18 protein-coding genes and 1 other RNA gene are annotated in these 26,343 nt (G+C 67.0%); 17 read left to right on the top strand and 2 right to left on the bottom strand.

Translation table 11 applies throughout. From position 1 onward, the window contains the following. Positions 1-248 precede the first annotated feature (248 nt). The 7 genes from XARJCFBP2528_RS09540 (at position 249) to XARJCFBP2528_RS09570 (ending at position 9,519) form a co-directional block, all read left to right on the top strand. Entirely contained in the window at positions 249-968 is a 720-nt protein-coding gene (locus tag XARJCFBP2528_RS09540; RefSeq protein ID WP_039811238.1) for a hypothetical protein, read from the top strand. A gap of 139 nt (positions 969-1,107) precedes the next feature. Further along, complete coding sequence (locus XARJCFBP2528_RS09545; protein ID WP_039811235.1) at positions 1,108-1,731, top strand: HAD family hydrolase; 624 nt, start codon at positions 1,108-1,110, stop codon at positions 1,729-1,731. 637 nt (positions 1,732-2,368) lie between these two features. Next, complete coding sequence (locus XARJCFBP2528_RS09550) at positions 2,369-4,387, top strand: methanol/ethanol family PQQ-dependent dehydrogenase (protein WP_343122742.1); 2,019 nt, start codon at positions 2,369-2,371, stop codon at positions 4,385-4,387. Further along, positions 4,384-4,923 (top strand): c-type cytochrome, encoded by a 540-nt coding sequence (locus tag XARJCFBP2528_RS09555; protein WP_343122743.1) that lies wholly within the window; start codon positions 4,384-4,386, stop codon positions 4,921-4,923. Before XARJCFBP2528_RS09550 ends, XARJCFBP2528_RS09555 begins: the two co-directional genes overlap by 4 nt. Beyond that, a complete protein-coding gene (locus XARJCFBP2528_RS09560) occupies positions 4,920-5,981 on the top strand; it encodes a beta-propeller fold lactonase family protein (RefSeq protein ID WP_016904615.1) in 1,062 nt (353 codons plus the stop codon). The genes XARJCFBP2528_RS09555 and XARJCFBP2528_RS09560 overlap by 4 nt, the downstream gene beginning before the upstream one ends. A gap of 35 nt (positions 5,982-6,016) precedes the next feature. Further along, positions 6,017-7,123 carry an S-(hydroxymethyl)glutathione dehydrogenase/class III alcohol dehydrogenase gene (locus XARJCFBP2528_RS09565; RefSeq protein WP_016904616.1) on the top strand — a complete coding sequence of 369 codons (1,107 nt, stop codon included), beginning with the start codon at positions 6,017-6,019 and terminating at the stop codon, positions 7,121-7,123. An 11-nt stretch (positions 7,124-7,134) separates the two neighbouring features. After that, positions 7,135-9,519 (top strand): TonB-dependent receptor, encoded by a 2,385-nt coding sequence (locus XARJCFBP2528_RS09570; protein ID WP_016904617.1) that lies wholly within the window; start codon positions 7,135-7,137, stop codon positions 9,517-9,519. A gap of 770 nt (positions 9,520-10,289) precedes the next feature. On the opposite strand, the gene XARJCFBP2528_RS09575 is transcribed toward XARJCFBP2528_RS09570, so the two are convergent. After that, the gene (locus XARJCFBP2528_RS09575) at positions 10,290-12,263 is read right to left on the bottom strand and encodes a sigma-54-dependent Fis family transcriptional regulator (RefSeq protein WP_016904618.1); all 1,974 of its coding nucleotides are present in this window, start codon (positions 12,261-12,263) and stop codon (positions 10,290-10,292) included. Positions 12,264-12,512: 249 nt separating this feature from the next. Then, positions 12,513-13,445: a carbohydrate kinase family protein gene (locus XARJCFBP2528_RS09580; protein WP_047124609.1), complete on the bottom strand. Its 933-nt coding sequence runs from the start codon at positions 13,443-13,445 to the stop codon at positions 12,513-12,515. Positions 13,446-13,721: 276 nt separating this feature from the next. On the opposite strand from XARJCFBP2528_RS09580, the gene XARJCFBP2528_RS09585 reads away from it, so the two are divergent. The 10 genes from XARJCFBP2528_RS09585 to XARJCFBP2528_RS09630 all read left to right on the top strand — a co-directional run bounded on the left by XARJCFBP2528_RS09585 (position 13,722) and on the right by XARJCFBP2528_RS09630 (position 26,146). Beyond that, entirely contained in the window at positions 13,722-14,768 is a 1,047-nt protein-coding gene (locus XARJCFBP2528_RS09585) for a rod shape-determining protein (RefSeq protein WP_006452025.1), read from the top strand. Positions 14,769-14,928: 160 nt separating this feature from the next. Continuing rightward, a non-coding RNA gene (locus tag XARJCFBP2528_RS22365) (sX9 sRNA) lies at positions 14,929-15,004 on the top strand. Between the two features lie 80 nt (positions 15,005-15,084). Then, positions 15,085-16,278, top strand: a complete 1,194-nt coding sequence (gene mreC, locus XARJCFBP2528_RS09595; RefSeq protein ID WP_016900810.1) for a rod shape-determining protein MreC — start codon at positions 15,085-15,087, stop codon at positions 16,276-16,278. Then, the gene (mreD, locus tag XARJCFBP2528_RS09600) at positions 16,275-16,760 is read left to right on the top strand and encodes a rod shape-determining protein MreD (RefSeq protein ID WP_016900812.1); all 486 of its coding nucleotides are present in this window, start codon (positions 16,275-16,277) and stop codon (positions 16,758-16,760) included. Before mreC ends, mreD begins: the two co-directional genes overlap by 4 nt. Positions 16,761-16,763: 3 nt before the next feature. Then, the gene (gene mrdA / locus XARJCFBP2528_RS09605; RefSeq protein ID WP_016900814.1) at positions 16,764-18,824 is read left to right on the top strand and encodes a penicillin-binding protein 2; all 2,061 of its coding nucleotides are present in this window, start codon (positions 16,764-16,766) and stop codon (positions 18,822-18,824) included. After that, positions 18,821-19,939, top strand: coding sequence for a rod shape-determining protein RodA (gene rodA / locus XARJCFBP2528_RS09610; protein ID WP_016900816.1), 1,119 nt, complete (start codon positions 18,821-18,823; stop codon positions 19,937-19,939). Before mrdA ends, rodA begins: the two co-directional genes overlap by 4 nt. A 321-nt stretch (positions 19,940-20,260) precedes the next feature. Further along, positions 20,261-21,661, top strand: coding sequence for a glycoside hydrolase family 28 protein (locus XARJCFBP2528_RS09615; protein WP_016900818.1), 1,401 nt, complete (start codon positions 20,261-20,263; stop codon positions 21,659-21,661). Positions 21,662-22,129: 468 nt separating this feature from the next. Further along, a complete protein-coding gene (gene mltB, locus XARJCFBP2528_RS09620) occupies positions 22,130-23,269 on the top strand; it encodes a lytic murein transglycosylase B (RefSeq protein ID WP_016900820.1) in 1,140 nt (379 codons plus the stop codon). Beyond that, the gene (locus tag XARJCFBP2528_RS09625) at positions 23,266-24,681 is read left to right on the top strand and encodes a septal ring lytic transglycosylase RlpA family protein (RefSeq protein WP_016900822.1); all 1,416 of its coding nucleotides are present in this window, start codon (positions 23,266-23,268) and stop codon (positions 24,679-24,681) included. Before mltB ends, XARJCFBP2528_RS09625 begins: the two co-directional genes overlap by 4 nt. 259 nt (positions 24,682-24,940) lie before the next feature. Next, on the top strand, positions 24,941-26,146 hold the full coding sequence (locus XARJCFBP2528_RS09630) for a D-alanyl-D-alanine carboxypeptidase family protein (protein WP_016900824.1): 1,206 nt from the start codon (positions 24,941-24,943) through the stop codon (positions 26,144-26,146). Positions 26,147-26,343: the final 197 nt, after the last annotated feature.

Here is a 26,343-nt window from a genome sequence, read left to right on the forward strand (position 1 = left end):
CAGGGGAGGGCGTTGCAGACGCCCTCCCGCCGCTTCCATTGCTGCATCGTGCAGGCGGCCCCGTGCCCTTGCTCTAGCACCGTGCCCTGCAATCGCCGTCGTAGGAGCGCACCCGTGCGCGACGTGGCTTTACCGGGAATGCTCCATCGCGCCCGGGTGCGCTCCTACGCTGTGCCGTAGTTTGATCGCGGCTGTCGCGGGCAGGCTGGTATCGTTGCCGCTGCCTTTCATGCCTTCCGGAGTCGACGATGAAGTATCTGCTGAGCGCGGCCTTGTGCGTCGCTGCAGTGAGTGGCTGTACCGACCGCGAGGCGCAGCGTCAGGCGCAGGCAAGCGCGCAGGCGCAAGTCAAGCAACAGCAGGCCGACGCACTCGCCAAGCAATACGACGAGGCGGTGAAGGCCGGTAACTGGGACATGGCGCGTGCGCATGGTGCCGCACTGCTGGAAGGCTACGCCGGTACCGCGGCGGCCACACGCATCGAACCCGGCTATGCCGACATCAAGGCCAAGGGCGACCAGGCGCGCGAACTGCGCCGCATGCAGGCGTTGTGGCAGTACTCGCAGGTGCCGGCCAAGGGCGGCACGCAGCGCTCGGCGATGATCGACGCCAAGAGCCGCGTGGATGTCGACGGCAGCGGCCCCAAGCCGGTGAGCCTGGTGTTCCGCGATCACCCGCAGTGGAAGCGTCACAGCTATCTCGTGCTCAAGGCCGGCGACTTCAACTGCTATGGCGGCTGCAAGGTGCAGGTCTCGGCCGATGGTGGCGCACCACGCCCGATGGCCGCGCACCGCCCCGACACCGATGAAGCGATCGCGATGTTCATCGACGACGACAAGGCGCTGTGGAAGCTGGTGCGCAATGCCAAGCGCATCAGCATCGCGTTCCCGGTGAAAGCCGGCGGCATGCGCACGGCAGAGTTCGACGTGGGTGGCCTGGACACCACCCAGATGCCGGGCTGGAAGTAGGCGCACCGCCCTTGCACGGCACCAGCTGCGCAGTCGGCGTACGGCATCGGCATGAGGTGCCGGTCCATTCGGGTGAGTGCGCGATGTGCGTTCCCTGACGGCTTGCGGCGTTGCCACCATCTCTGGAGTCTCCTCACGTATGGACGCCATGGCCATCACACAGATCTCGCCCGCGTTGTCCGGCTACCGCCATTGGGTATTCGACATGGACGGCACGCTGACCGAAGCGGTGCATGATTTCGCGTTGATCCGACGCGTGTTGGAGATCCCGCCCGAGGCGGACATCCTGCACCACCTGGCATCGCTGCCGGCCGAGCAGGCCGCAGCCAAACACGCCTGGTTGCTCGCGCACGAGCGTGAACTCGCACAGGCCGCACAGCCCGCACCCGGTGCAGTGGCCCTGGTACGTGCGTTGCAGGCAGCCGGATGCCGGCTCGGCATGCTCACCCGCAATGCACGCGCATTGGCGCAGGTGACATTGCAGGCGATCGGCCTGCACGATGCATTCGCCTGGGACGACATCGTCGGCCGCGATGAGGCCGCCCCCAAACCCGCACCCGATGGCCTGCAGTATTTTGCGCAACGCTGGGCGGTGGATGGCGCAGCACTGGTCATGGTCGGCGATCACCACAACGACCTGGCCTGCGGTCGTGCAGCCGGTGCCTGCACCGTGCTGGTCAACACACCCGGCGATCCATGGCCCGGCCTTGCCGACTGGCGGTTGCAGGATTGCACGCAGTTGCTGGCGCAGTGGAGCCGCTAGCGTGAGGTTTGGCGAGTAGGCCAGGCGCGCGCAAAGCATGGAGTGCGATGCGTGGCTGGCCGCGTGTCGCTGGATGACGATGACGATGACAATCAGGACACCGTCATCGCATTGGAAGGGTGACATGCGCTCGAAAGGGCGTGGACGCTGCTGAATCTTGCAACGCGTCATCAGCAAGCCGGACAGCACACGGCTGTCTGCGCCGTACCCTCATCCGCCCTTCGGGCACCTTCTCCCGATGGGAGAAGGGAAACGCGGCAGCACCCCAGTCGACGACGTAGCTGGCTTTCGGTGAGGTGAGGTGTTGCCTTGCGCGAGCCACAGCGAGCTATGTCGACTCAAGCGTGCAAGGTGCGCAGCACCAGCTGACAGGCAGTCCCACACCCGCTGCACCATCCATGTCACAGCACGCCCGGCGCAAACTGTGCCAGAACCGTGACAGTGCGCCTTGCGCAAGCGACTGCCATCACAGCAAACCCTGCTGCTCCAACATGGTGCGTCGCACCAGTGCGCTGGCATGGCGTTTGCTCTTTCCCTCTCGACGTTTCCGACGTCCGCGGTGCAACTGGCGGGTGCAACGCCTGCGCTGCGGAATGTTTCAACCGACTGGTTGTTCAATCGAGAGGGGTAGACGCATATGCATCAATCTTCCTGTCGCAGCCTGCGCAGCAGTGTGCTGCTCATGCTTGCGCTGAGCGCCGCGTTGGCCGGCTGCAAGAAAGACGCAGCCACGGAAACGACGACAACGCCCGCACCGGCCGCCAAACCCGCCGCGCCGACGGCCGTCGCCGTGGTCGATACCGACAGCGAGTTCACCACCAATGCCAGCAACCCGGATAACTGGGGCGGCATCGGGCGCGACTTCGCGCTGACCCGGCACAGCCCGCTGGCCGAGATCAATCGCGACAACGTCAAGAACCTGAAGATGTCGTGGGAAATGAAGACCGATGCCACGCGCGGCCACGAAGGCCAGCCGCTGGTGATCGGCAGCGTCATGTACATGGTCAGCGCGTATCCGAACAACGTGTTCGCCATCGACCTGGCTGCGCAGGACGACGGCGGCAAGGTGTTGTGGAAGTACACCCCGCAGCAGGACGAACGCTCGGTGGCGGTGGCGTGCTGCGATACGGTCAACCGCGGCGCCTCGTATGCCGATGGCAAGCTGGTGTTCGGGAGCCTGAGCGGCGATGTGATCGCACTCGATGCCAAGACCGGCAAGGAAGTGTGGAAGCAGAAACTCGCGCACCCGGACAAGGGCGAAACCATCACCATGGCGCCGATCATCGCCGACGGCAAAGTGGTGGCCGGCATCAGCGGCAACGAGTTCGGCGTGCTTGGGCGTGTTGCTGCCTACAACCTGGCCGATGGCAAGCAGGCCTGGTCCTGCGATGCGGCCGGTACCGACAAATCGATCTGCCTGGGTGCGGATTTCAACAAGGCCAATCCGCAGCATGGCCAGCTCGGCGATCTAGGCGTCAAGACCTTTCCCAACGACGAATGGAAGCGTGGCGGTGGTGCGGCCTGGGGCTGGTACAGCTACGACCCGAAGTTGAAGCTGCTCTACTACGGCACCGGCAATCCCGGCCTGTGGAGCCCGTCGTATCGCTGCGGCAAGACCTCGCAGGAGGAATGCAACAACGGCGAGCATGACAACAAGTGGTCGATGACCCTGTTCGCGCGCAAGATCGATACCGGCGAAGCGGTGTGGGGCTACCAGAAGACGCCGTTCGACCAGTGGGACTACGACGGCATCAACGAGCCGATCCTGGTCGATCTGAGCATCGACGGCAAGCAGGTACCATCGGTGGTGCAGTTCGATCGCAACGGCTTTGCCTACGTGCTCGATCGCCGCGACGGCACCTTGCTGCGCGCGCACAAGTTCGTACCGGCCAACTGGGCCGAACGCATCGACATGAAGACCGGTCGCCCGGTCAAGGTGGCCGCGCATTCGCCGCTGGAGCGAGGCAAGAAGGTGCAGGCCTTCCCGTCGGCGATGGGTGGCAAGGACCAGCAGCCGTGCTCGGTGGATCCGGCCAATGCGGCGGTGTTCTTCTGCGGCACCAACAACTGGCATATGGAGCTGGAACCGCAGGAACGCGGCAACACCATGATGGGCCTGCCGTACGTATTCGCCAACGTGATGATGAAACCGAACGAGCCGGGTGCACTGGGCATCGTCAAGGCCTTCGACGTGGTGGAAGGCAAGTCCAAGTGGGAGATCAAGGAGAAGTTCCCGGTGTGGAGCGGCACCCTGGTCACCGACGGCGGGCTGGTGTTCTACGGCACGCTGGATGGCTGGTTCCGTGCGGTGGACAAGGACACCGGCAAGAAGCTGTGGGAGATGAAACTGCCCTCCGGCATCATCGGCAACCCGATCGCCTACAAGGCCAATGGGCACCAGTACGTGGCGGTGTTCTCCGGCATCGGTGGCTGGATTGGTCTGCCGGTGGCCGCAGGTCTGGATCCGTCCGATCCGTATGGCGCGCTGGGCGCAGCCGGTCTGGCATTTGGTGCCGGTTTCGACAAGATCCCGCTCGGCGGCATGGTGCATACCTTCCGGATCGATGGTGCCGGCAAGACCGTGACCGCCAGTGCCACCGCCACGGCGGCTGCAGGCGGCGGCACCGCCAACACCGCAGCGAAGACCGCACGATGAGTTCCACGCAAGGCGTTGGACGCGCGCACCGGCAGTTCGCTGCCGGTGCGCGTGGCATGCATCGGCCGGCGCCGGCCACCGGCACCGCCGCGCCAGCGCCTGCAGCAGCGAGCGCCGCAGTGCCCAACCCGGCCGCCGGGCCTGCGCCGGATCCGGCCACGCCGCCCGCAGCGCCGGCCACCGTGGTGCCGATCCCGAAGGGGCCGGAGGTCAAGGTCACGCCCGAACTGATCGCCGAGGGCAAGAAGATCTATTTCTCCGCCGGCTGCAATGCCTGCCATGGCGGCACCGGTGGCGGCGGCATGTGCCCGCCGTTGACCAACGACATCTGGGTGTATGGCAGCGACGACGACACCTTGCGTACGCTGATCAGCGAAGGCACCGCCGCGATGATCACCCACGGCAAGACGCGGGTCGGGCATGAAAAGGTGGTCGGGCAGATGCCGCCGTTCGCGCCGGTGCTCAAGCCGGGCGACACCGAGAAACTGCTTGCCTTCATCCATTCGATCAACAAGACCGCGGGCAAGGCGCAATGAGGCCAGCGCCAACCGGTTGGCAGTGCATCCTTGCAGCGCCTGCGCTGGTCGCGCTGCTGGCCTTGGCCGGTTGCCGGCGCGATGCCGAGCCGCCGGCGTCCAACGCGGCGCCGGCGACAGCGACGCCTGCAACGCCCGCTGCAGCACCGCTGCCCGCAACGCTGCCGGTATTTGCTTATGTGCCCAACCAGCGCAGCGGCACGGTGTCGGTGATCGATACGCACACCGACACGGTGGTGCGTACGCTCAGCGCACAGGGGCAGCTGGGCAAGCGCCTGCAGCAGGTATTGCCGGGCCCGCAGGGGCATCTGTACCTGATCGATGCCGAGCATCACCGCCTGATCGAACTCGACACCGAAAAAGACGCGGTGCTGCGCAGCGTGGAGATCGGCGAGAACGCCGAAGGCATTGCGTTGTCGCTGGACGGCAAGCAGTTTGCGGTGTGCGTGGAAGGCCAGAACCAGGTGATGTTGATCGATGCGGCACAGTTCAGCGTGCAGCAGGTGATCGCTACGCGCGGGCAGGCACCCGAGCACTGCGCCTACACGCCGGACGGGCAGTGGCTGCTCACCAGCAACGAGGGCTCCAACGACATGGACATGATCGAGCTGGCCACCGGTCGCTCGCGTGGCGTGGTCGCCACCAGCGGCCATCCGCGCGGCATGGCATTTGCGCCCGACGGGCACAGCGTCTACATCGCGCAGGAAACCGCCAATGTGGTCGACGTGATCGACCTGCAGACGCGCCAACGCCGCGCCAGCCTGCCGGCCGGCGTGCGCACGGCAGGCGTGGCGTTGTCGGCCGACGGCACGCGGCTGTATGCGTCCAACGGTGGTGCCGGCACGCTCAGCGTGATCGATACCAACACTGCGCGCAGTCTCGCCGAAATCGCGGTGGGACTGCGGCCGTGGAATCCGGCGCTGACCCCGGCCGGCGACAAACTGTATGTCGCCAACGGGCGCTCGAACACGGTGAGCGTGATCGACACCGTCGCGTTGCGCGAGATCAAACAGATCCCCGTCGGCGAACTGCCGTGGGGCGTGGTCATCGCGCGCTGAGCGGCGGGCATGCCGCAGCGCGCCAGGGAGGCCGGATGAAGACACGCGCTGCGGTGGCATGGGGTCCGTACCAGCCGCTGACCATCGAAGAGGTGGACCTGCAGCCGCCGCGGCCCGGCGAGGTGCTGGTGCGCCTGGTCGCCACCGGGATCTGCCATGGCGATGCGCATGCACTGGCGCATGCGCAGGCGGGCAGCTTCCCGGTGATCCTGGGGCAGGAGGGCGCGGGCATCGTCGAAGCGGTCGGCATCGGCGTCACCAGCGTGCAGCCCGGCGATCACGTCATCCCGCTGTACATGCCCGAATGCGGCGTGTGCAAGTTCTGCCGCTCCGGCCGCACCAACCTGTGCCAGGCGATCCGCAGCAGCCAGGAGCGCGGGCTGATGCCCGATGGCAGCAGCCGGTTCTCGTTGCACGGCCGGCCGATCCTGCACCACATGGGCATCAGCACGTTCTCCGAATACACCGTGGTGCCGGAGATCGCGGTCGCGCGGATCCAGCCGGAGGCAGCGCTGGATCAGGTCTGTCTGCTCGGCTGCACGGTCACCACCGGCGTCGGTGCGGTGCTCAACAGCACGCATGTGCGGCCCGGCGACTGCGTGGCGGTGTTCGGCCTGGGCGGCATCGGCTTGTCGGTGGTGCAGGGCGCGGTGCTGGCGCAGGCCGGGCGCATCATCGCGGTGGATATCGACCCGGCCAAGTTCGCGCTGGCGCGCGCGTTGGGCGCCACCGATTGCCTGGATCCGCGCGACTACGGCGCACCGATCCAGCAGGTGATCGTGGACCTCACCGATGGCGGCGCCGACCACAGCTTCGAATGCGTGGGCGATGTCGGCGCGATGCGCGCGGCGCTGGAGTGCTGCCACAAGGGCTGGGGCGAGAGCGTCATCCTCGGCGTGGCCGACGACGCGCAGGAAATCAGCACGCGCCCGTTTCAACTGGTGACCGGGCGGGTATGGCGCGGCAGCGCCTTCGGCGGAGTGAAGGGGCGCAGCGAATTGCCCGGCTATGTCGCGCGCTATCTGCACGGCGACATCCGGCTGGCACCGTTGATCACCCGCACGCTGGCGCTGGACGACATCAATCAGGCGCTGGCGGACTTGCGTGCGGCGCGCGGCATCAAATCGATCGTGCTCTATTGAGGGAGACGCAGATGGCAGCAGGCACACGCAGCACAGCGACGTTGCACCATCACGCACTGGCAGGCGCCTGCGCCAGCGCCTTGCTCGCAAGCAGCGCGCTGGCAGTGGCGGCCGAGGCGCCGCAGGTGACCTGGCTGGACCGCATCGAGGTCACCGCCACGCCGATTCCCGGCACCACCATCGATGCGGCACAGCTGCCGTACATGGTGCAATCGGCCACCAACAGCGAGCTGTCGCGCGCGCGCAGCAACAACCTCGGCGATCTGCTGCAGCGGCGCTTCGTCGGCGTGGATGGCAACGATGTGCAAGGCAGCGCGTTCCAGAACGACCTCACCTTCCACGGGTTTCGTGCCTCCGCCTTGCCCGGCGCCTCGCAAGGCGTGTCGGTGTATCTGGATGGCGTGCGTTTCAACGAACCGTTCGCCGATATCGTCAGCTGGGACATGCTGCCCGAGTCGGCAATCAACGCGGTGACCCTGATGCCCGGTTCCAATCCCTTGTTCGGGCCGAACACGCTCGGCGGCGCGGTGGTGCTGTCTACCGCGTCGGGCCTCACCTCACCGGGAGTGCAGGGCGAGCTGAGCATCGGCAGCGGTGCGCGCAAGCGACTGGACGCCAGTTACGGTCTCGCCAGTCAGGACGGCTGGCATGGCTTTGTCGCGGTCACCGGTTTCGACGAGAACGGCTGGCGCGATGCCTCCGAAGGCCGCCTGGGAACCGTGTTCGGCAAGGTCGGCAAGCAAGGCGAGCAGACCGATTGGAGCCTGTCGCTGCTGCACGGGCGCAGCCGCCTGATCGGCAATGGCCTGCTGCCGGATACGCGCTACACCGACGATGGCCCCGAGCCCGGCCTGTATCGCGCCGACCGCCGCGCGGTGTACACCTCGCCCGATCTCACCCGCAATCGCAATACGCTGTTCACCGCGCAACTGGACCATCGTTTCACTGCGGACACCGCGTTGCATGCACTGGCCTACGCGCGCGTGGGCCGCCGCGACACCGTCAATGGCGATATCGGCGAGGACTACGAGGAATTCGTCGAAGAATGCGCCTCCGGTTACGCCGCCGATGGCAGCGCGCTGGATGCCGATTGCGATGTCGCGCGCGCCGATGCCGATGCACTGCCCACCGGCGCGCTCAACACCACCCAGATGCGCCAGGAGGCGCAAGGCCTGGCAGTCAACCTGAGCAGGCAATGGGGGGCGCATGCGCTCAGCACCGGCGTCACCTTCGATCGCGGCCATGTGCGCTATCAGCAATTCGCCCGCGACGGTTGGGTGCAACCGGACCGCTCGGTCGCTGCCGATCCGGATGCCGAGCGCGCGTTCTTTTCCGGCGTGCGCGGCAGCACCAAGACGCTGGGCGTGTTCGTCGCCGACACCTGGGCGCTGGACGCTGCCACCCATCTCAGTGCCGCAGTGCGCTGGAATCGCGTGGTGGTGGACAACATCCTTTCCACCGCCGAGGACGGCGACCGCCCACGCGAGCGTTTCGTCTATGCCAAGGCCAATCCATCGTTAGGGTTGACCCATCGTCTCGATTCGGGACTGACGCTGTACGGCTCGGTCGCGCAAAACAGCCGCGCACCGACCGCGATCGAACTGGGTTGCGCAGATCCCACCCAGCCGTGTCGGTTGCCGACCGGCCTGCAGGCCGACCCGCGCCTGGAGCAGATCGTCTCCCGCACGTACGAGCTCGGCGCGCGCTGGGCACCGTCGGCCAACAGCAACGCCAGCCTGTCGGTGTACCGCGCCGACAATCGCGACGACATCCTGTTCCTGCGCGCCCCGGACACCCAGCTGGGTTACTTCGACAACGTCGGCCGCACCCGCTACCAGGGCGCGGATCTGGCGTTGCGCCTGCACAGCGGCGACTGGCAATGGTCGGCCGGCTACAGCTTCCTGGATGCGACCTACCGCAGCGATGGCGAGCTGCTGTCCGGCGAGCGCGTGATCGCCTTGCGGCCAGGCCTGCGCATCGCCGCATTGCCACGCCACAACCTCAAGCTCGGCGTGGAATGGCAGCGCGATGCGCTGACCCTGGGTGCCGGGGTGCGTGCGGTGGCCGGCCGCGTGGCCAGCGGCAACGAGGATGGCCAGGTCGACAACGCCGACGACGGCGAGCCCGCACCCGAGCGCATCGACATCGGCACCGCCGGCTACGCGCTGGTGGATCTGCAGGCGCGTTGGCAACTGGGCGCGCGGTTGTCGCTGTTCGCCCGCATCGACAACGTCTTCAACCGCCGCTACGCGACCTACGCGGCTGTGGCCGAAGACGTATTCCCCGATGGCGAACTCGCGCGCCCGCAGGAGGCACCCGCGGAAACCGGCCCGGCAAGGTTCCTCGCGCCGGGCGTGCCGCGGCAGTATCTGATCGGCATACGCTGGGCGTTATGAGGCTGGGGACTCGGGATTGGAGATTAGGGATTCGCAAGGCGCAAGGTGCAATCGCCAGTCGCCCGCAGCGTTATCTGGATGGTGCCGAGCTGCGCTAGTCGAGGGCGCGGTGTCCTCACCGCTCGCGGGACACGCCGCAAGTACGTCCATGTAGGCTCGGTGGCGGCATCCATGCCGCCACACGGTCCCGCAATCGGTGAGGCCGCCGCACCAGAGAGTTGGCTGGTGACGTCATTGAAGAACGAAGACACTGCAGCAGACAGTTGATGGTTACTCGGAAGCTTAGATCAAGAGCCGAGTCGGTCGAGCGCGCGGCGCCCTCACCGCTCGCGGGACACGCCGTAAACCCGTCCCTGGGGGCTCGGTGGCGGCATCCATGCCGCCACACGGTCCCGCAAGCGGTGAGGACACCGCACCAGACAGTTGATTGGTTGCCTTGTTTAAAACCATGCACACCGACCATCTCGACTGGCCCTTGCCCGCCCACCGTCGCGGGACCTTACGCGGCATGGATGCCGCGTAAGAGCCTACAAGGACGTACTTGCGGCGTGTCCCACGATGGTGGGCGGGCAAGGGCCCTGCAGCCAAGCCCCAAATCATCCGCTCCACAATCGCGGCATCGACAAGTGGTGCATGCCGCACCAAACAACAGCGGCACCCACCTGATGGTCAAGAAGTGCTCTTGATAAATCGCTCCAAATACCAGCGCCAAGAACCAGCATGGGCTCTAACGAATCCCCAATTCCGAATCCCGAATCCCTGCCTCTCAATCACCCGGTATCCAGGCCATGCTTGCGCAGCTTGCGATACAGCGTATTGCGACTGATGCCCAGGGCATCGGCGGTGCGGCTGACATTCCAGCGATGGCGTTCGAGTTGTTGCTGCAGCACCAGGCGCTCGGCCTGGTCGAGTGCGACGCGGCCGGGCATGTCGTCGGCGGCCACCGCGCGGCCATCGACCAGGCATGGTGCGCTGCCGGCATCGACAATTTCCTGCGGCAGGTTGGGCAGGCGGATCACTCCGTCGCTGCACAATACCGCCGCCGTGCGCAGCACATTGCGCAACTGGCGCAGGTTGCCCGGCCATGCGTAGCTCAGCAGTTTGTGCATCGCTTCCTCGCTGATGCGCACGCTGTGCTCGCTGTTTTCCTCGCGCAGCAGCGTGCGGATCAACTCGGCCTTGTCGCTGCGCTCGCGCAGCGGTGGCAGGTGCAGCACCACGCCATTGAGCCGGTAATACAAATCCTCGCGAAACTCGCCGGCCGCCACCCGCTGCGCCAGATCGCGATGGTTGGCGCTGATCACGTGCAGCTCCAGCGGTACCGCGCGTTCGCTGCCCAGCGGGGTGACGCATTGTTCTTCCAGCACGCGTAGCAGGCGGCTCTGCAAGGGCAGCGGCATGTCGCCGATTTCATCAAGAAATAGGGTGCCGCCGCTGGCCTGCAGCAATTTGCCATGGCGGCCTTCGCGCGCGGCATCGGTGAAGGCACCGCGCGCATACCCGAACAATTCGCTCTCGATCAATGCCTCGGGAATCGCCGCGCAGTTGATCGCCACGAACGCGCCGCCGGCCCACGGCGAGCCGCGGTGCACCGCCTTGGCAAATTCCTCCTTGCCGGTACCGGTGTCGCCGCGCAGCAGAATCGACACGCGATGCGCAGCCAGTTTCAAGGCATTGGCCAGGTTGTGGCGCATGCGCGAATCCGAGCCGACATGTTCGCCGGGTTGCAGCTCGGTATCCGGTGCCAGCTGCGCCGGCCCGCCTACCGCCGGCAGCGCAGTGCGCGCGCGCGGCGGGCGCACCAGTGCGTAGAACCGCCGCCCATGGCAGGCGCAGCGGATCGACCACAAGGTGCCGGCATCGCTGCCGGCGCGATGCTCGAGGGTGTCGAAATCCAGCTGCATCACCTGCGCGATGTTGCGGCCCACCAGCTGGCTGCGATCGATCTTGCCCAGTTGTTCCAGCGCCGCCTCGTTGACGGCCAGCACGCGGCCATCGGTATCGATCGCGATCAGTGCCTCGTGCAGCAGGCCGGCGAACTCGGGCCGGCTATGGAAGCGCAGGATGAACGCATGGCCGAACTGGTTGAGGAAATGCGAGCGCGAGATCTGCGCCGCCGACATGCTCACCAGGGCCACGGTGTGGCGCTGGATCTGCTTGCCGTCCTGGGCATTGGGAGTGGACGCATCCAGCACCGCCAGCAGCCCGCCATGCGGGTCCAGGATCGGCGCACCGCTGCACGACAGCGGCAGATGGCGGGTCAGGTAATGTTCGCCGCGGTGCACGCTGACCGCGGTGCGCTCGGCCGCGCAGGTGCCCAGGCCGTTGGTGCCCTGGTGACACTCGGCCCAGCTGGCGCCGCAGAACAGACCGGCCTGACGGAATTCGCGCAGCAGGGTGGGGTCGTGCACGCTGTGCAGCACGGTCGCTTCGGCGTCGGCAAAGATCACGGCGTAGCCGCTGCCGGCGATCTGCTCGTAGAGGTTTTCCATCTCCACCTTGGCAATGCGCAGCACATCGCCCAGACGTTGCTGGCGCTCGCGCACGTGCAGCGCATCGTGCACCAGCGGCTCGGGGGCTGCCTCGGGCAACAACGCGTAATCGTCCAGGCAGCGCCGCCACGAGCGCGACAGTGGTGCGGCAAGCGGCGCAATGTCGCGCAGCCGGCGGATCTGCCGGAGCGCATCCGGTTCGATCTCCGGCAGGGCGATGGACGTGGCGGCGACAACGCTTGGCTCGGACATGGGCCAGCGTTCCTCAGTGGGCGCGAAACGTCAGTAGAGGCACAGATCGGGCCGATGCTCAAACTGCATTGCAGCAATTGCGGTGCAGGCGCGCCCCTCTCATGCGGGAGAGGGGCTGTGGTGAGGGGACGGTGCGAAGCGTCGTGCTGTTCAACCTGCACGGGGCTTCGCCCGTCCCCTCATCCGCCCCCGCGGGGCACCTTCTCCCGAGGGGGGAAGGGCACAGCGCTGATCAGCGGTGGTGCCGCGTCAGAGCGCGTAGCCGAACTGCTGCTTGAACTGGTCGTTGAACTCGGCAAAGTCGAAGCGCTGGTTCTGCGTGCCGGGGTGCTCCACCTTCAGCGCGCCCATCAGGTTGCCCATCCGCCCGATCGTCAGCCAGTCGTAGCCGCCCTGGATGCCGTAGATCAGGCCGGCGCGGAAGGCGTCGCCGCAGCCGGTCGGGTCGACCACGCGGCGCTCGTGCGCCGGCGGGATGTCGTAGGTCTTTTCCGGCGTATGCACCAGCGCGCCCTTGGGGCCCTGCGTGGTGATGTAGGCCTGCACGCGCGAGACGATGTCCTTCTCGTTCCAGCCGGTGCGTTCCTGCAGCAGGTTGGATTCGTAGTCGTTGACCACAACGTACTGGGCCTGCTCGATGAACTGGCGCAGTTCCGGGCCGTTGAACAAGGGCATCGCCTGGCCGGGGTCGAAGATGAAGGGAATGCCGGCGGCAGCGAACTCTTCCGCATTCTGGATCATGCCCTCGCGCCCGTCCGGGCCGACCAGGCCCAGGGTCACGCCCGGCACATCCTTCACGTGGTTTTCGTAGCTGCGCATCATCGCGCCCGGATGGAAGGCGGTGATCTGGTTATTGTCGTGGTCGGTGGTGATGAAGGCCTGCGGGGTGAACAGGTCGTCGATGATCTTCACCCGCGACAGTTCGATCCCCAGCGTTTCGAAGTGTTCGCGATACGGGCCGAAGTCCTGGCCCACGGTGCCCATCGGGATCGGCGCGCCGCCGAGCAGATGCAGGTTGTAGGCGATATTGCCGGCGCAACCGCCGAACTCGCGGCGCATGCGCGGGACCAGGAACGACACATTCAGGATGTGCACCTTGTCCGGCAGGATGTGGTTCTTGAACTGGTCCGGAAACACCATGATGGTGTCGTAGGCGAGGGAACCACAGATCAGTGCGGACATCGAGTCAGGCCTTTGCGTTGGGAAATACCCGCCAGTTGCCGGGCATGGCAGCGGGACGGCGCGCGCGCCGCGGCGCAAAGGGTAACGGCTGCGACCGATCAGGGCCACAACCGCATGCCATGCCCGGCGTGACCGGCACATGAAAACGACGCCGCAACGGCCGATTTTTCCTTGCCCGCACCGGGGGGGATTGCTAGGCTAGTGGACTTCGTTTTCTGCCCAAAATTTCGCCAGTCTGGCGGCGGGCACGCGACTTACCCAGGAACAACTCCCTCGATGTTCAAGAAACTCCGCGGCATGTTCTCCAACGACCTGTCCATCGACCTGGGCACGGCCAATACGCTGATCTACGTACGCGGGCAGGGCATCGTACTGAACGAACCTTCGGTGGTGGCGGTGCGTCAGGACCGCGCAATCGGCGGCACGCGCTCGGTGGCCGCCGTCGGCGCCGAGGCCAAGCAGATGCTCGGCCGCACCCCGGGCCACATCACCACGATCCGCCCGATGAAGGACGGCGTCATCGCCGACTTCACCTACACCGAGGCAATGCTGAAGCACTTCATCAAGAAGGTGCACAAGTCGCGCTTCCTGCGCCCGAGCCCGCGCGTGCTGGTATGCGTGCCGGCCGGTTCCACCCAGGTCGAGCGCCGCGCCATCAAGGAATCGGCGGAAGAAGCCGGTGCGCGCGATGTGTATCTGATCGAGGAACCCATGGCCGCGGCGATCGGTGCCGGCATGCCGGTGACCGAGGCGCGCGGTTCGATGGTCATCGACATCGGCGGCGGCACCACCGAAGTGGCGGTCATCTCGCTCAACGGCATCGTCTACTCGCAGTCGGTGCGCGTGGGCGGCGACCGCTTCGACGAGTCGATCACCAACTACGTGCGCCGCAACCACGGCATGCTGATCGGCGAAGCCACCGCCGAGCGCATCAAGCTGCAGATCGGCTGCGCCTACCCGCAGGACGAGGTGCAGGAGATGGAGATCTCCGGCCGCAATCTTGCCGAAGGCGTGCCGAAGATGATCAAGATCAACTCCAACGAAGTGCTCGAGGCATTGCACGAGCCGCTGTCGGGCATCATCTCGGCGGTCAAGCTGGCGCTGGAGCAGACCCCGCCGGAACTGTGTGCCGACGTGGCCGAGCGCGGCATCGTGCTCACCGGCGGTGGCGCACTGCTGCGCGACCTGGACCGCCTGATCTCCGAAGAAACCGGCCTGCACGTACAGGTCGCCGACGACCCGCTCACCTGCGTGGCCCGCGGCGGCGGTCGCGCGCTGGAGCTGGTGGACATGCACGGCAACGAGTTCTTCGCGCCGGAGTGATGGGGGCGGGAATCGGGAATCGGGATTGGGGAATCGTAAAAACATTCCCTGCCTGCGGCCTTTTGCGGTTACGACGCGGTCCCGCCGATTTGAGTTCCAGAGCAGCCATCAGAACTACTGCGCAGCCGTCAGGCGGGCGTGGCAGGTGCTCGGAATCCTCATGCACCCGCCGTACACTCCGGTTCCTGCGTGCCGCCCGCACCCACCTGACGATTGCTCGCTACGTTTTGTTAGCCGCTCCTAGCCTGAGCCGCACCAAGGGCAGCACAGCGCTCTCCAATTCCCCATTCCCGATTCCCCAATCCCGGCCCTGACAGTGCCCTCCTACGCCGGTCCTCCCGTCGCCTCCCGTCCTGGCGAAGTCACCTCCACGCTGCGGCTGCTGGTCTATCTGGTGCTGGCGATCGTGCTGATCGCGCTCGATAGCCGGGGTGGCTGGCTGAGCCAGGTGCGTCTGCAGGCCAACCTGCTGATCCAGCCGATCTGGGCGGTGGCCGGGTTGCCGGGGCGGATCGGCTCGCAGGTGCGCGACAACGCCGCCACCCATGCGCAGCTGGTGGAAGAAACCCGCACCCTGCGCAATCAGCTGCTGGTGGCCAATGCGCGCCTGACCCGGCTGCAGACCGCTGCGCTGGACAATGCGCAGCTGCGCGAGCTGCTCAACGTCGCCGAGCGCCGCGGGCTGGACGTGCAGCTGGCGCCGATCCTGGATATCGACCTGGACCCGACCCGGCAGCGCCTGCTGCTGGACGCCGGCAGCCGCGATGGCGTGCTGCTGGGCCAGGCGGTGATCGATGCCGGCGGGCTGATGGGCCAGGTGATCGAAGTGACCCCGCTGCATTCGACCGTGCTGCTGCTGACCGACCCCGACCACGCGGTGCCGGTCAGCGTGGCGCGCAACGGCGTGCGCCTGATCGTCTACGGCCGCGGCGACCGGCTGGAACTGCGCGACATCCCGCTCAGCGCCGGCGTGCAGGTGGGCGACGAAATCGTCACCTCCGGCCTCGGTGGCCGCTTCCCGGCCGGCTTCCCGGTCGGCAAGGTCTCCGAACTGCATCCGGACGACACCCACGCCTTCCTGGTCGGCGAACTGACCCCGGCCGCCAAGCTCGATCGCGGCCGCGATGTGCTGCTGCTGCGCGCGGGCAAGCCACTACGCGTGGTGCCGGGAATCGGGAATGGGGAATCGGGAATCGGGAGTGGCAACGGCGCCGAGGCGACGCCCTCCGCGCGACTGACCAGGCAAGCCGCAGCACCTGCATCGTCGCAAGGGGCTGTGCCTGCTAATTCCCAACTCCCGGATCCCGACTCCCGTCCCCAAAACAACCAGGGCGCAGCCACCGCGACGCCGCAGCGTGGCGCTCCTACCAATTCCCGATTCCCTATTCCCAATTCCCGGCCCCGAAACAACCAGGGCGCAGCCGCCGCACCGCCGCAGAACACCGCTCCTACCGATTCCCCATTCCCGACTCCCAATTCCCATCCGGCTCCGCAGGAGACGGACCAATGACCCGCATGCGCAACACCTGGATCCTGCCGGCGAGCATCGTCATTGCGCTGGTGCTGGGCCTGCTGCCGCTGCCGGTGGTGGTGCAGCCGCTGCGTCCGTACTGGCTGGCGCTGGTGCTGGCGTACTGGGTGATCGAGGAGCCGGACCGGGTCGGGCTGGGCATCGCCTTCGTGGCCGGCGTGCTGGCCGACCTGTTGTACGGCGGGCTACTCGGCGAGCAGGCGCTGCGGCTGGTGATCATGACCTTCATCCTGCAGCGCTTTCGCGCGCGGATGCGCTTCTTCCCGGTCTCGCAGCAGGCGCTGGCGATCGGCGGGCTGCTGCTCAACGACCGCATCGTCTCCTCGGCCGTGCATCTGGCGGTGGGCGAGCCGACCCTGCCGTGGAGTTACTGGTGGGCGCCGCTGCTGGGCATGGCGCTGTGGCCGCCGCTGTTCGTGTTGCTGGATGCGGTGCGGCTGGGCAAGCGGAGCAAGAAGTAAGCCATGCACGGGCGTCGTCACCCGAAGAACCCGCATGCGGAGGCCGAGCAGTTCCGCCGGCGTGCGGTGCTGGGCTTTGTGATGGTGGTGATCTGCCTGGTCGGGCTGGGCGGCTGGTATTTCAAGCTGCAGGTGCTCGACCACGAGGTCTATGCCACGCGCTCGGAAGCCAACCGCATCAAGCCCAAGCCGGTGGTGCCCGGGCGCGGCATGATCTACGACCGCACCGGCCGGCTGCTGGCCGAGAACGTGCCGGCCTTCCGCCTGGACGTGACCCCGGACAAGGTCGCCGACATGGACGCCATGCTGGCCGCGCTGGGCAAGGTGATCCCGATCGCGCCGGAGGATCTGGAGCGCTTCAACCGCGAGCGGCGCGCGCGCCGCAGCTTCCTGCCGGTGACGCTCAAGCTGCGCATGAGCGATGAGGAAATGGCGCGCTTTGCGGTGGAGCGCTGGCGCTTCCCCGGGGTAGAGCTGGAGCCCTACCTGACCCGCCGCTACCCGTACGGGCCGCTGTTCGCGCACATCATCGGCTACGTCGGCCGTATCGACGAGAAGGACCTGGCGGTGCTGGGCGAGGGCAATGCCGCGCTCACCCACATGGGCAAGTCCGGGCTGGAGCGCTACTACGAGCAGGACCTGCGCGGCCAGGTCGGGTACGAGCAGGTCGAAACCAACGTGCAGGGGCGGGCGATCCGCACCGTCGGCCGGGTCGCGCCGCAGTCGGGCGCGGACCTGCGGCTGTCGGTGGATGCCGACCTGCAGCGCGCGATGGTGGCCGCGTTCGGCGAGCACGAAGGCGCGGCGATCGCGATGGACCCGCGTACCGGCGAGATCCTGGGCATGGTCAGCCTGCCCAGCTACGACCCCAACCTGTTCGTCAACGGCATCTCGCATACCGACTTCAAGATGCTCAACGACAACCCGTCGCGGCCGCAGTTCAACCGGCTGGTGCTGGGTGGCGTGGCGCCGGGCTCCACGCTCAAGCCGCTGATCGCGCTGGCCGGCCTGGACAGCGGCCTGCGCCGGCCGGAAGACCGGGTGCTGTCCACCGGCATGTTCTACCTGCCCGGGGTCAGCCGCGGCTGGGGCGACTCGCACCGCGGCGGCCATGGCTGGACCGATCTGCGCAAGTCCATCGCCCAGTCGGTCAATACCTATTACTACCGGCTGGCGGTGGACATGGGCATCGAGCGCTTCGACCACTACCTGGGCGAGTACGGCTTCGGCCAGCCGACCGGGGTGGACCTGCTCGGCGAGATCGGCGGCATCCTGCCATCGCCGGCCTACAAGTACAAAACCCGCAAGGAGCGCTGGTATCCCGGCGACACCGTCAACATCGCCATCGGCCAGGGCGACTGGAAGGTGACCCCGCTGCAACTGGTGCGCGGGGTGTCGGCGATCGCCAGCGGGCTGCTGCTGCGCCCGCACCTGGTGCTGGAGCAGCGCACTGGCTTCGATCACCCCTGGCAGCCGATGATCCAGCCGCCGGGCAAGCCGATCAGCCCGAGCGAGGCGCATCTGCAGGTGGTGCGCGAGGGCATGATGGACACCATGCGCCCCGGCGGCACCGGCTATGCGATCACGCCGGGCGCGCCGTATCAGATGGCCGGCAAGACCGGCACCGCGCAGGTGGTCAGCCGCAAGGGCGTGGCCGCGGTGGACCCGCGCAGCCTGCCGCTGCATCTGCGCCACCGTGGCCTGTTCGTCGGCTTCGCGCCGGCCGACAACCCGGTCATCGCAGTGGCGGTGGCGGTGGAGGGCGGTGGTTTCGGTACCAGCTCGGCAGCGCCGATCGCACGCAAGATCTTCGACGCCTGGCTGCTCGGCAAGCTGCCCGCCGGCCTGGAGCCGCTGGACAGCGAGCTCGGCATGACCGCGGTGGGCGTCAACCAGTTCGAAGCCGGCGCCACCGATGCGCGCCAGGCCGGCGATGCGGCCGCGGCCACGCTGGAGGAGCTGCCGGTGGTGATCGGCCAGACCGCGGTGGCGTTGGACCCCAACACGCCGGCGCAGCCGGTGGTGCCGGATGTGCCCGATGCGGTCCAGGAGACCGACCATTGAGTGACATCCTGCGCTGGCTGGTGGACATGGTTGCGCGCTTCACGCGCAGCCTGGACTGGGTGCTGTGCCTGGCGCTGGGTGCGCTGATGGTGATCGGCCTGTCGGTGCTCAAGAGCGCGGGCGGCGCTGCCAACGGCGATCACCTGGTGATGGCGCAAGCCGTGCGCTTCATCATCGGCCTGGCCGCGATGTGGGGGATTTCGCGCATGTCGGTGCTACGCCTGCGCGCCTGGACGCCGTGGGTGTACGGCCTGTCGATGCTGCCGCTGCTGGCGGTGTTCGCGCTGGGCACCGGCAAGTACGGTCGCCAGTGGCTGGACCTGAAACTGTTCTACCTGCAGCCGGCCGAACTGCTCAAGATCAGCCTGCCGATGATGGCGGCCTGGTATCTGCACCGCATGCCATTGCCGCCGCGCATCTCCACCGTGCTGGTGACCGGCGTGATCATCGGCGTGCCGACCGCGCTGATCATGCTGCAGCCGGACTTCGGCACCGGTGTGCTGATCGCCGCCAGCGGCGTGTTCGTACTGCTGCTGGCCGGCCTGCCGTGGTGGTGGGTGGCGGTGGGCGTGGGCGGCGTCTCGGCGGCCGCGCCGGTGGCCTGGTTCTGGCTGCTGCGGCCGTATCAGAAGGACCGCATCATGATGTTCCTCAACCCGGAAAACGATGCGCTGGGCGCCGGCTGGAACATCATCCAGTCCAAGATCGCGATTGGCTCGGGCGGTTTCGACGGCAAGGGCTGGGGGCTGGGCTCGCAGTCGCATCTGAACTTCATTCCCGAACAGACCACCGACTTTGCATTCTCGGTGCTCAGCGAGGAGTTTGGCTGGATTGGCGTGGCAACCGTGCTCAGCCTGTACCTGATCGTGATCGCGCGCTGCCTGTGGATCGCCTCACAGGCGCGCGACACCTATTCGCGCCTGGTCGCCGGTGCCACCGGCCTGGCCTTCTTCGTCTACGTGCTGGTCAACGGCGGCATGATTTCCGGGCTGCTGCCGGTGGTGGGCGTGCCGATGCCGCTGATGAGTTACGGCGGTACCTCGGCGGTATCGCTGTTGGCCGGGCTGGGCCTGGTGATGGCGGTCAAGGCGCACCGTCCGGTGCACGGCTACTGAGCCGGCGCGTTCTGCAGCCGACGCTGACAGGCACTCACCCATGTCGAAAGAACCAATCACACCTGGCCAGTCGCAGCACGCCGCTGGCGACAGGCGCATGGCACGCAGCTGACGCTGCGCAAGGCGCGCGCGGTTCTGCGCGCTGCGTTGCAATGACGACATCCCGGCGCAGGGCCGCTTCGCGCATGCGGTATCGGGTTCGCTCGTCTTCTGTGAATGGGCGCGTCGCTCCGTAGAGTCCGATGCGCCGCCGTCCTGCGCGCGGCCGGGTCGCGTTGCAGTTGCAGGCACGCGCCATTCCTCTTCCAGGTGACTTCTTCCATGAAACTGCTAACCGCCGCGATCGGCGGTGTCTGTCTTACGTTCGCCGCACACGCCGGCGCCATCAACCTTGCCACCGGCGATACGCGCGCGGTCTCCGAGCCGGCGATTCCCGCCACCTGCCAGCCGGTGAGCGCCAGCCACACGCCAAGCGGGCGGCTGTTCGACGCCGCGCTGGAAAGCGCGCCGCCCGATACCAAAGCCATCCAGGCCGCGCTGACTGCCTGCACCGGCAAGAACGGCAGCGTGCTGCTCAAGGCCGGTACCGGCAACGCGTTTCTCAGCGGCCCGCTGACCATTCCCACCGGCGTCACCCTGGTCGTCGATCAGGGCGTGACCCTGTACGGCTCGCGCAATCCGGCCGACTACGGCAGCGGTTGCGGTGTCGCAGGCGCCAAGAGCGGCGGCTGCCTGCCGCTGATCAGCGTCAAGGGCACCAGGTCGGGCGTGATGGGCGTACGCACCGGCGGGCGCCAGGGCACGATCGACGGGCGCGGCGACCTGCCCATGCTCGGCAAGAGCACCACCTGGTGGGAGTTCGGCGAAAACGCCAAGGCTGCCGGCCAGGTGCAGAACAGCCCGGACCTGGTCAAGGTGCAGAACTCAAACACGTTCACCCTCTACAACGTCAATCTGATCAATGCGGCGTACTTCCATTTCTTCGCGCATATCGTCGATGGCCTGACCATCTGGGGCGTGCGGGTGAAGTCGCCGGCGACCAGCCCCAATACCGATGGCCTGGACCTGGACAGCGTGGTCAACGCCAGCCTGGTCGACAACGATGTAATGGGCGGCGACGACTGCGTCGCGATCAAGACCATTGCGTCCAAGTCCGGCAACATCAGCGTGCGCGACAACCGCTGCTACGGCACCCACGGCATCTCGATCGGCAGCGAAGTGATGTCCGGGGTCAACAACGTGCTGGTCGACAACAACGCCATCACCGCCACCGACGATGCCGGCAACCGCAGTACCGACAACACCGGGCTGCGCATCAAGACCAGCCTTGCCAAGGGCGGCCCGGTCAGCCTGGTCACCTATCGCAATACCTGCCTGTACGGGGTGACCAGCCCGCTGGTGATCAACCCGTTCTATTCGGTGGGCGGCAGCGGCACCAAGCCCAGCTTCGCCGGGATCGTCGTCAACGGCCTGCGTACCACCGGCGATGTCGGCCTCAAGGGCAAGGGCTGGATCCTGAAAGGCTTCGATGCGCAGACGCCGCTGGACCTGACGCTGGCCAATGTGGCCACCGGCAATACCGCGGTCTCCGCCAGCGATGCGCAGATCGGGCTGAGCAACAGCGCGCTCACCCCGACCGGCAGCAACGTCACCACCTCCAGCGTGCAACTCAGTGGCAGCGTTCCCACCTGCGCGGGTGCGCCGCAGTTCCCGGCGTTGTGATCGATCAGGCGCGGCTGGATGATCGGCCGCGCCTGATGGCTGGATCGACATTGACAAAGAGACGGATCAGCCGACCGGCGCCGCCCTCAGGTGAACAATAGAAACAGGTCCGACGGCATGGCTGCCAAGGGCGCCCTGTCGCCGGTGCGTTGGACATTGATCGTGGCGACGAGCTGGCCTTCCAGCGTCGAGCATGCGCGCTTGCTCTGGATCGCGTGAGCAGGTGCCGCCGGTGGCGGTGATCGCCAGCGTTCTATTCGGTTCGGCAGTAGGCCGAGTCGTCTGTTGAGGAAGGCAACCCCAGGTCAGCTGCACCAGCAGCCATCAGCGCGTCCGGCACATAACCAGGCGCCTGGCCAATCCCAAATCCCCACTCCCGATTCCCCAACCGCAACCCAGCAAGCTAAAGCTCTTTCCTTTCATGGTCTTATTGCCAGAAGTTCATCTGTTCTCTGTTACCCTCGGCCGATGATTCGACGCACTCTGACCTGCCTGCTCACCCTCGGCCTTGTCGCCTGCGCGACCCAGCCCAGCCCTCCGACCCCGCCGCCGGCCGCCAGCGCGCCCCCGGCCAAGCCGCCGAGCGCCCCGGTCGCGCCCGTCAGTGCCGCTGCCGAAGCGCCCGCGCTGCCGCCGGTGGACCTGACCCCGATGCCGTTCGAGATCGCCCGCGCCAACTTCGTACGCGACACTGCCACCAAGTACGGCATCGACGCCGCACAGATCGAAGCGGTGCTGGCGCAGGCGCAGTTCAAGGACGCCATCGTCACCGCGATGTCGCGCCCGGCCGAGCGGGTCAAACCGTGGAACGAATACCGCCCGATGTTCATCACCCAGGCGCGGATCGATGGCGGCCGCAAGTTCCTGGCCGAGCATCGCGCCGAACTGAGCAAGGTCGAAGCGGCCACCGGCGTGCCGGCGCAGGTGATCGTGGCCATCATCGGGGTGGAAACCAGTTACGGCAGCAATGCCGGCAAGTACCGCGTGCTGGACGCGCTGTACACGCTGGCGTTCCGCTACCCGCGCAGCGGCGACCCGGCCAAGCTCGAACGCGAAGTGCGTCGCGAGCTGTTCTTCCGCGATGAACTCGGCCAGCTGTTCGCGCTCGGCAAGGAAGAGCAGCTCGATGTCACCACGCTGATCGGCAGCTATGCCGGCGCGATGGGCATGGGCCAGTTCATGCCGTCCAGCTACCGCCAGTTCGCCGTCGACGGCGATGCCGACGGCAGGCGCAACCTGTTCACCGACCACAACGACGTGTTCGCCTCGGTCGCCAACTACTTCGTCAAGAAGGGCGGTTGGGTGCGCGGTGGCCAGGTCGCGGTGCCGGCCGCGCTGGCCGCCGGCCACGAGGAATTCAATCCCACCGACTGGTCGCCGGTGTACACGCTGGCCGACCTGTCCGCGCGCGGCTATCACCCCAATGCCCCGGTGGTGGCCGGCAGCACTGCCACCCCGATCACCCTGGACGATGCCAACGGCAAGCAGTACTGGCTGGGCTTCCAGAATTTCTACGCGATCACCCGTTACAACATTTCCAAGATGTACGCGATGGCCGTGTTCCAGCTGTCCGAGGCCATTGCCGGCAAGGAGTTACCCCCGGCATGAACAGCACGACAGGCCCCAAGTGGCTGATCCCGATGGCGCTGATGCTTGGCCTGGCGGCCTGTAGCAGTGCACCGAAGAAAAGCGCCGGCACCGGCGGCAGCGGCGCGATCAAGGGCGTCAAGGTCGACGGCAAGGGGCCGGCGTATGTGGCCACCGGTTGCCCCTCGACCTCGCCTTACGCACCCGCCAAGGAAGACCCGTCCACGCGCGGCGACTACACCGCCGGCGGGCTGTACAAGCCCGGCGTCAAGGACACCACGCCGGACCACGTGCCCAACGTGGCCTGCATCCCCGAACCGCTGGTCACCAACGAGCCGCGCTCGGCGGTGGGCAACCGCTCGCCGTATGAGGTGCTGGGCAAACGCTACGTGGTGATGGACAACCCCGGCGACTATGTCGAACGCGGGACCGCCTCGTACTACGGCAGCAAATTCCACGGCCGGCTGACCTCCAACAAGGAGGTCTACGACATGTACGCCTTCACTGCCGCCCACAAGACCTTGCCGTTGCCCAGCTTCGCCCTGGTGACCAACACCGACACCGGCGACTCGGTGGTGGTGCGCGTCAACGACCGCGGCCCGTTCCACGATGGCCGCGTGATCGATCTGAGCTACGCCGCTGCGGTCAAGCTGGGCATCACCGGCAAGGGCACTGGCAATGTCGAGGTACGCGGCCTGACCGAAGCCGACAACGGCAATCTGCTGGCCAAGCGCCGCAGCGGCAGCGCGCCGGTCAGCACTGCGGTCGCCGCCGCACGGCCGGCCGCCAGCGCCAGCCAGATCGATGGGTTGGTGCAGCGCCTGCCCACCCGCACCGTCCCGGCCGCCGCCCCGCGCGCAGTGGCCGCCAGCGCCGCCGCTCCGGTGGCCGCCGCAGTGGCAGGCAGTGCAGGGGCTGCTGCGGTTCCCGCGGGCGAGCGTTGGCGCTACCGCGTGGCCGATTCGCGCCAGCCCGGCAACGCCGACAACTTCGATGCCTGGATGAAGTCGCAGGGCGTGCGCGTGGCCACCGGCAAGCCGGCTGCCGCCGCGCCGCGGCCTGCCTCGGCTGCCCCGGTCGCGGTCGCGCCAGCCGCCCCGGTCGCGGTGGCGGCGATCAAGCCTGCCGACAGCGCGCCGGCACGTCCGCTCAGGAGCGAACCGGTACCGGTCAAGGCGCCGAGCGTGGCCGAGGCGGCACTGGGCGACATCCTGTTGCAGGTGGCCAGTTTCGCCAGCCGCGAAAACGCCACCCGCGCGCTGTCGCAGCTTGCCTCGGCCGGGATTGCCGGTGCCAGCGTCAGCGACATCGTCAGCGGCGGTCGCACCTTGTGGCGGCTGCGCGTCAACGCGCGCGATCACGCCAATGCCTCGGAAATCGCGCAGCGCATCGCCGGCCTGGGCTTCGGGCGTCCGCAGATCGTCGCCAACTAGCCACGATCGATCCGGCAGCCAAGGCGTCGGCAGGTAGCCCGGCGCCCGCTATCGACAGGTAGCGTCGGGCAGCCGCGATCACGACGCGCCCCATGCAGCTTGCTCGATCGCCCAGCGCGTCAGCCACGTTCGGCGCGCCGCCTGCCGCCATCGCTGAACTGCGCAGGCGCGCGCAGCATCGCGCGCGTCGCCCTGATCGCCGTGGCGCCTTACAATTTCGCATTACCCAGCCTTCGGGCCCGTCAGGAGTCGTTCTTCAATGAAATTCCGCTTCGCCGCCGCTGCGGTGGCCACGTTTGCCTTTGGCCTGGTCTGCGCGCAGACCCCTGCGCCGCAGCCGACGCCTGCCGTTGCCGCTGCGCCGGCCGCCGTCCCGGTTCCGCCCGCACCCGCGCCGGCGGTGTCCAAGTCCTGGATCCTGATGGATTACGCCACCGGGCAGGTGCTGGCCGGTGAAAACATCCACCAGCAGCTGGCGCCGGCCAGCATCACCAAGGTGATGACGTCCTACGTGGTCGCTGCCGAAATCAAGAATGGCAAGGTCAAGCGCGACGACCAGGTCATGATGAGCGAGCGCGCCTGGCGCGAGGGCGGTGCCGGCACCGACGGCAGCTACAGCGGCTTCCCGGTCAACCAGACCGCGCGTCTGGAAGACATGGAAAAGGGCATGGCGATCCAGTCCGGCAACGATGCCGCGATCGCACTGGCCGAGCATGTGGCCGGCAGCGAAGAAGCCTTCGCCTCGCTGATGAACAGCTACGCCGCCAAGATCGGCATGAAGGACTCCTACTTCGTCAACGCGCACGGCCTCAGCGCCGAAGGTCACCATTCCACCGCCTACGACCTGGCGATGCTGGGCCGCGCGATGGTGCGCGATTACCCGGAGACCTATGCCTACAACAAGATCAAGGAATTCCAGGTCGGCAGCATCAAGCAGAACAACCGCAACCTGCTGTTGTGGCGCGACCCGGCGGTGGACGGCATCAAGACCGGCCACACCTCCGAGGCCGGCTACTGCCTGCTGAGCTCGGCCAAGCGCGGCGACCAGCGCCTGGTGGCGGTGGTGATGGGCGATTCGTCCGAGCGCCAGCGCGCCGACGACAGCCTGGCCCTGCTCAACTGGGGCTTCCGCTTCTTCGAAACCCACAGCCTGTACGCGCCCGGCAAGGTCGTGACCAAGCAGAAGGTCTGGAAGGGTCAGCAGGACGAAGTGCAGCTCGGCGTGGCCCAGCCATTGCTGGTCAGCCTGCAGCGCGGCCGCTACAACGACCTCAAGCCCAGCATGGAAGTGGCCAAGAACCTGCAGGCCCCGATCAAGCAGGGCCAGCAGATCGGCACCGTCAAGGTCAGCCTGGACGGCAAGATCATCGCCCAGGCCCCGCTGGTCGCCATCAACGCAGTCGAAGAGGGTGGCTTCTTCAAGCGCCTCTGGGATGCGTTCTGGATGTGGTGGGAATCAGAGTGATCCAAAGAAAAAGCCGGCGAAAGCCGGCTTTTTCTTTGGAATCGGGAATCGGGAATCGGGAATCGGGAATCGGGAATCGGAGAGGCGGGAATCGGAGAGGCGGGAATCGGAGAGGCGGGAATCGGAGAGGCGGGAATCGCAGAAGCGGGGTGTCGCTCTTGCTCTACCTATTCCCGATTCCCAATTCCCGATTCCCA

The organism is Xanthomonas arboricola pv. juglandis (assembly GCF_001013475.1).
Classification (GTDB): domain Bacteria; phylum Pseudomonadota; class Gammaproteobacteria; order Xanthomonadales; family Xanthomonadaceae; genus Xanthomonas; species Xanthomonas arboricola.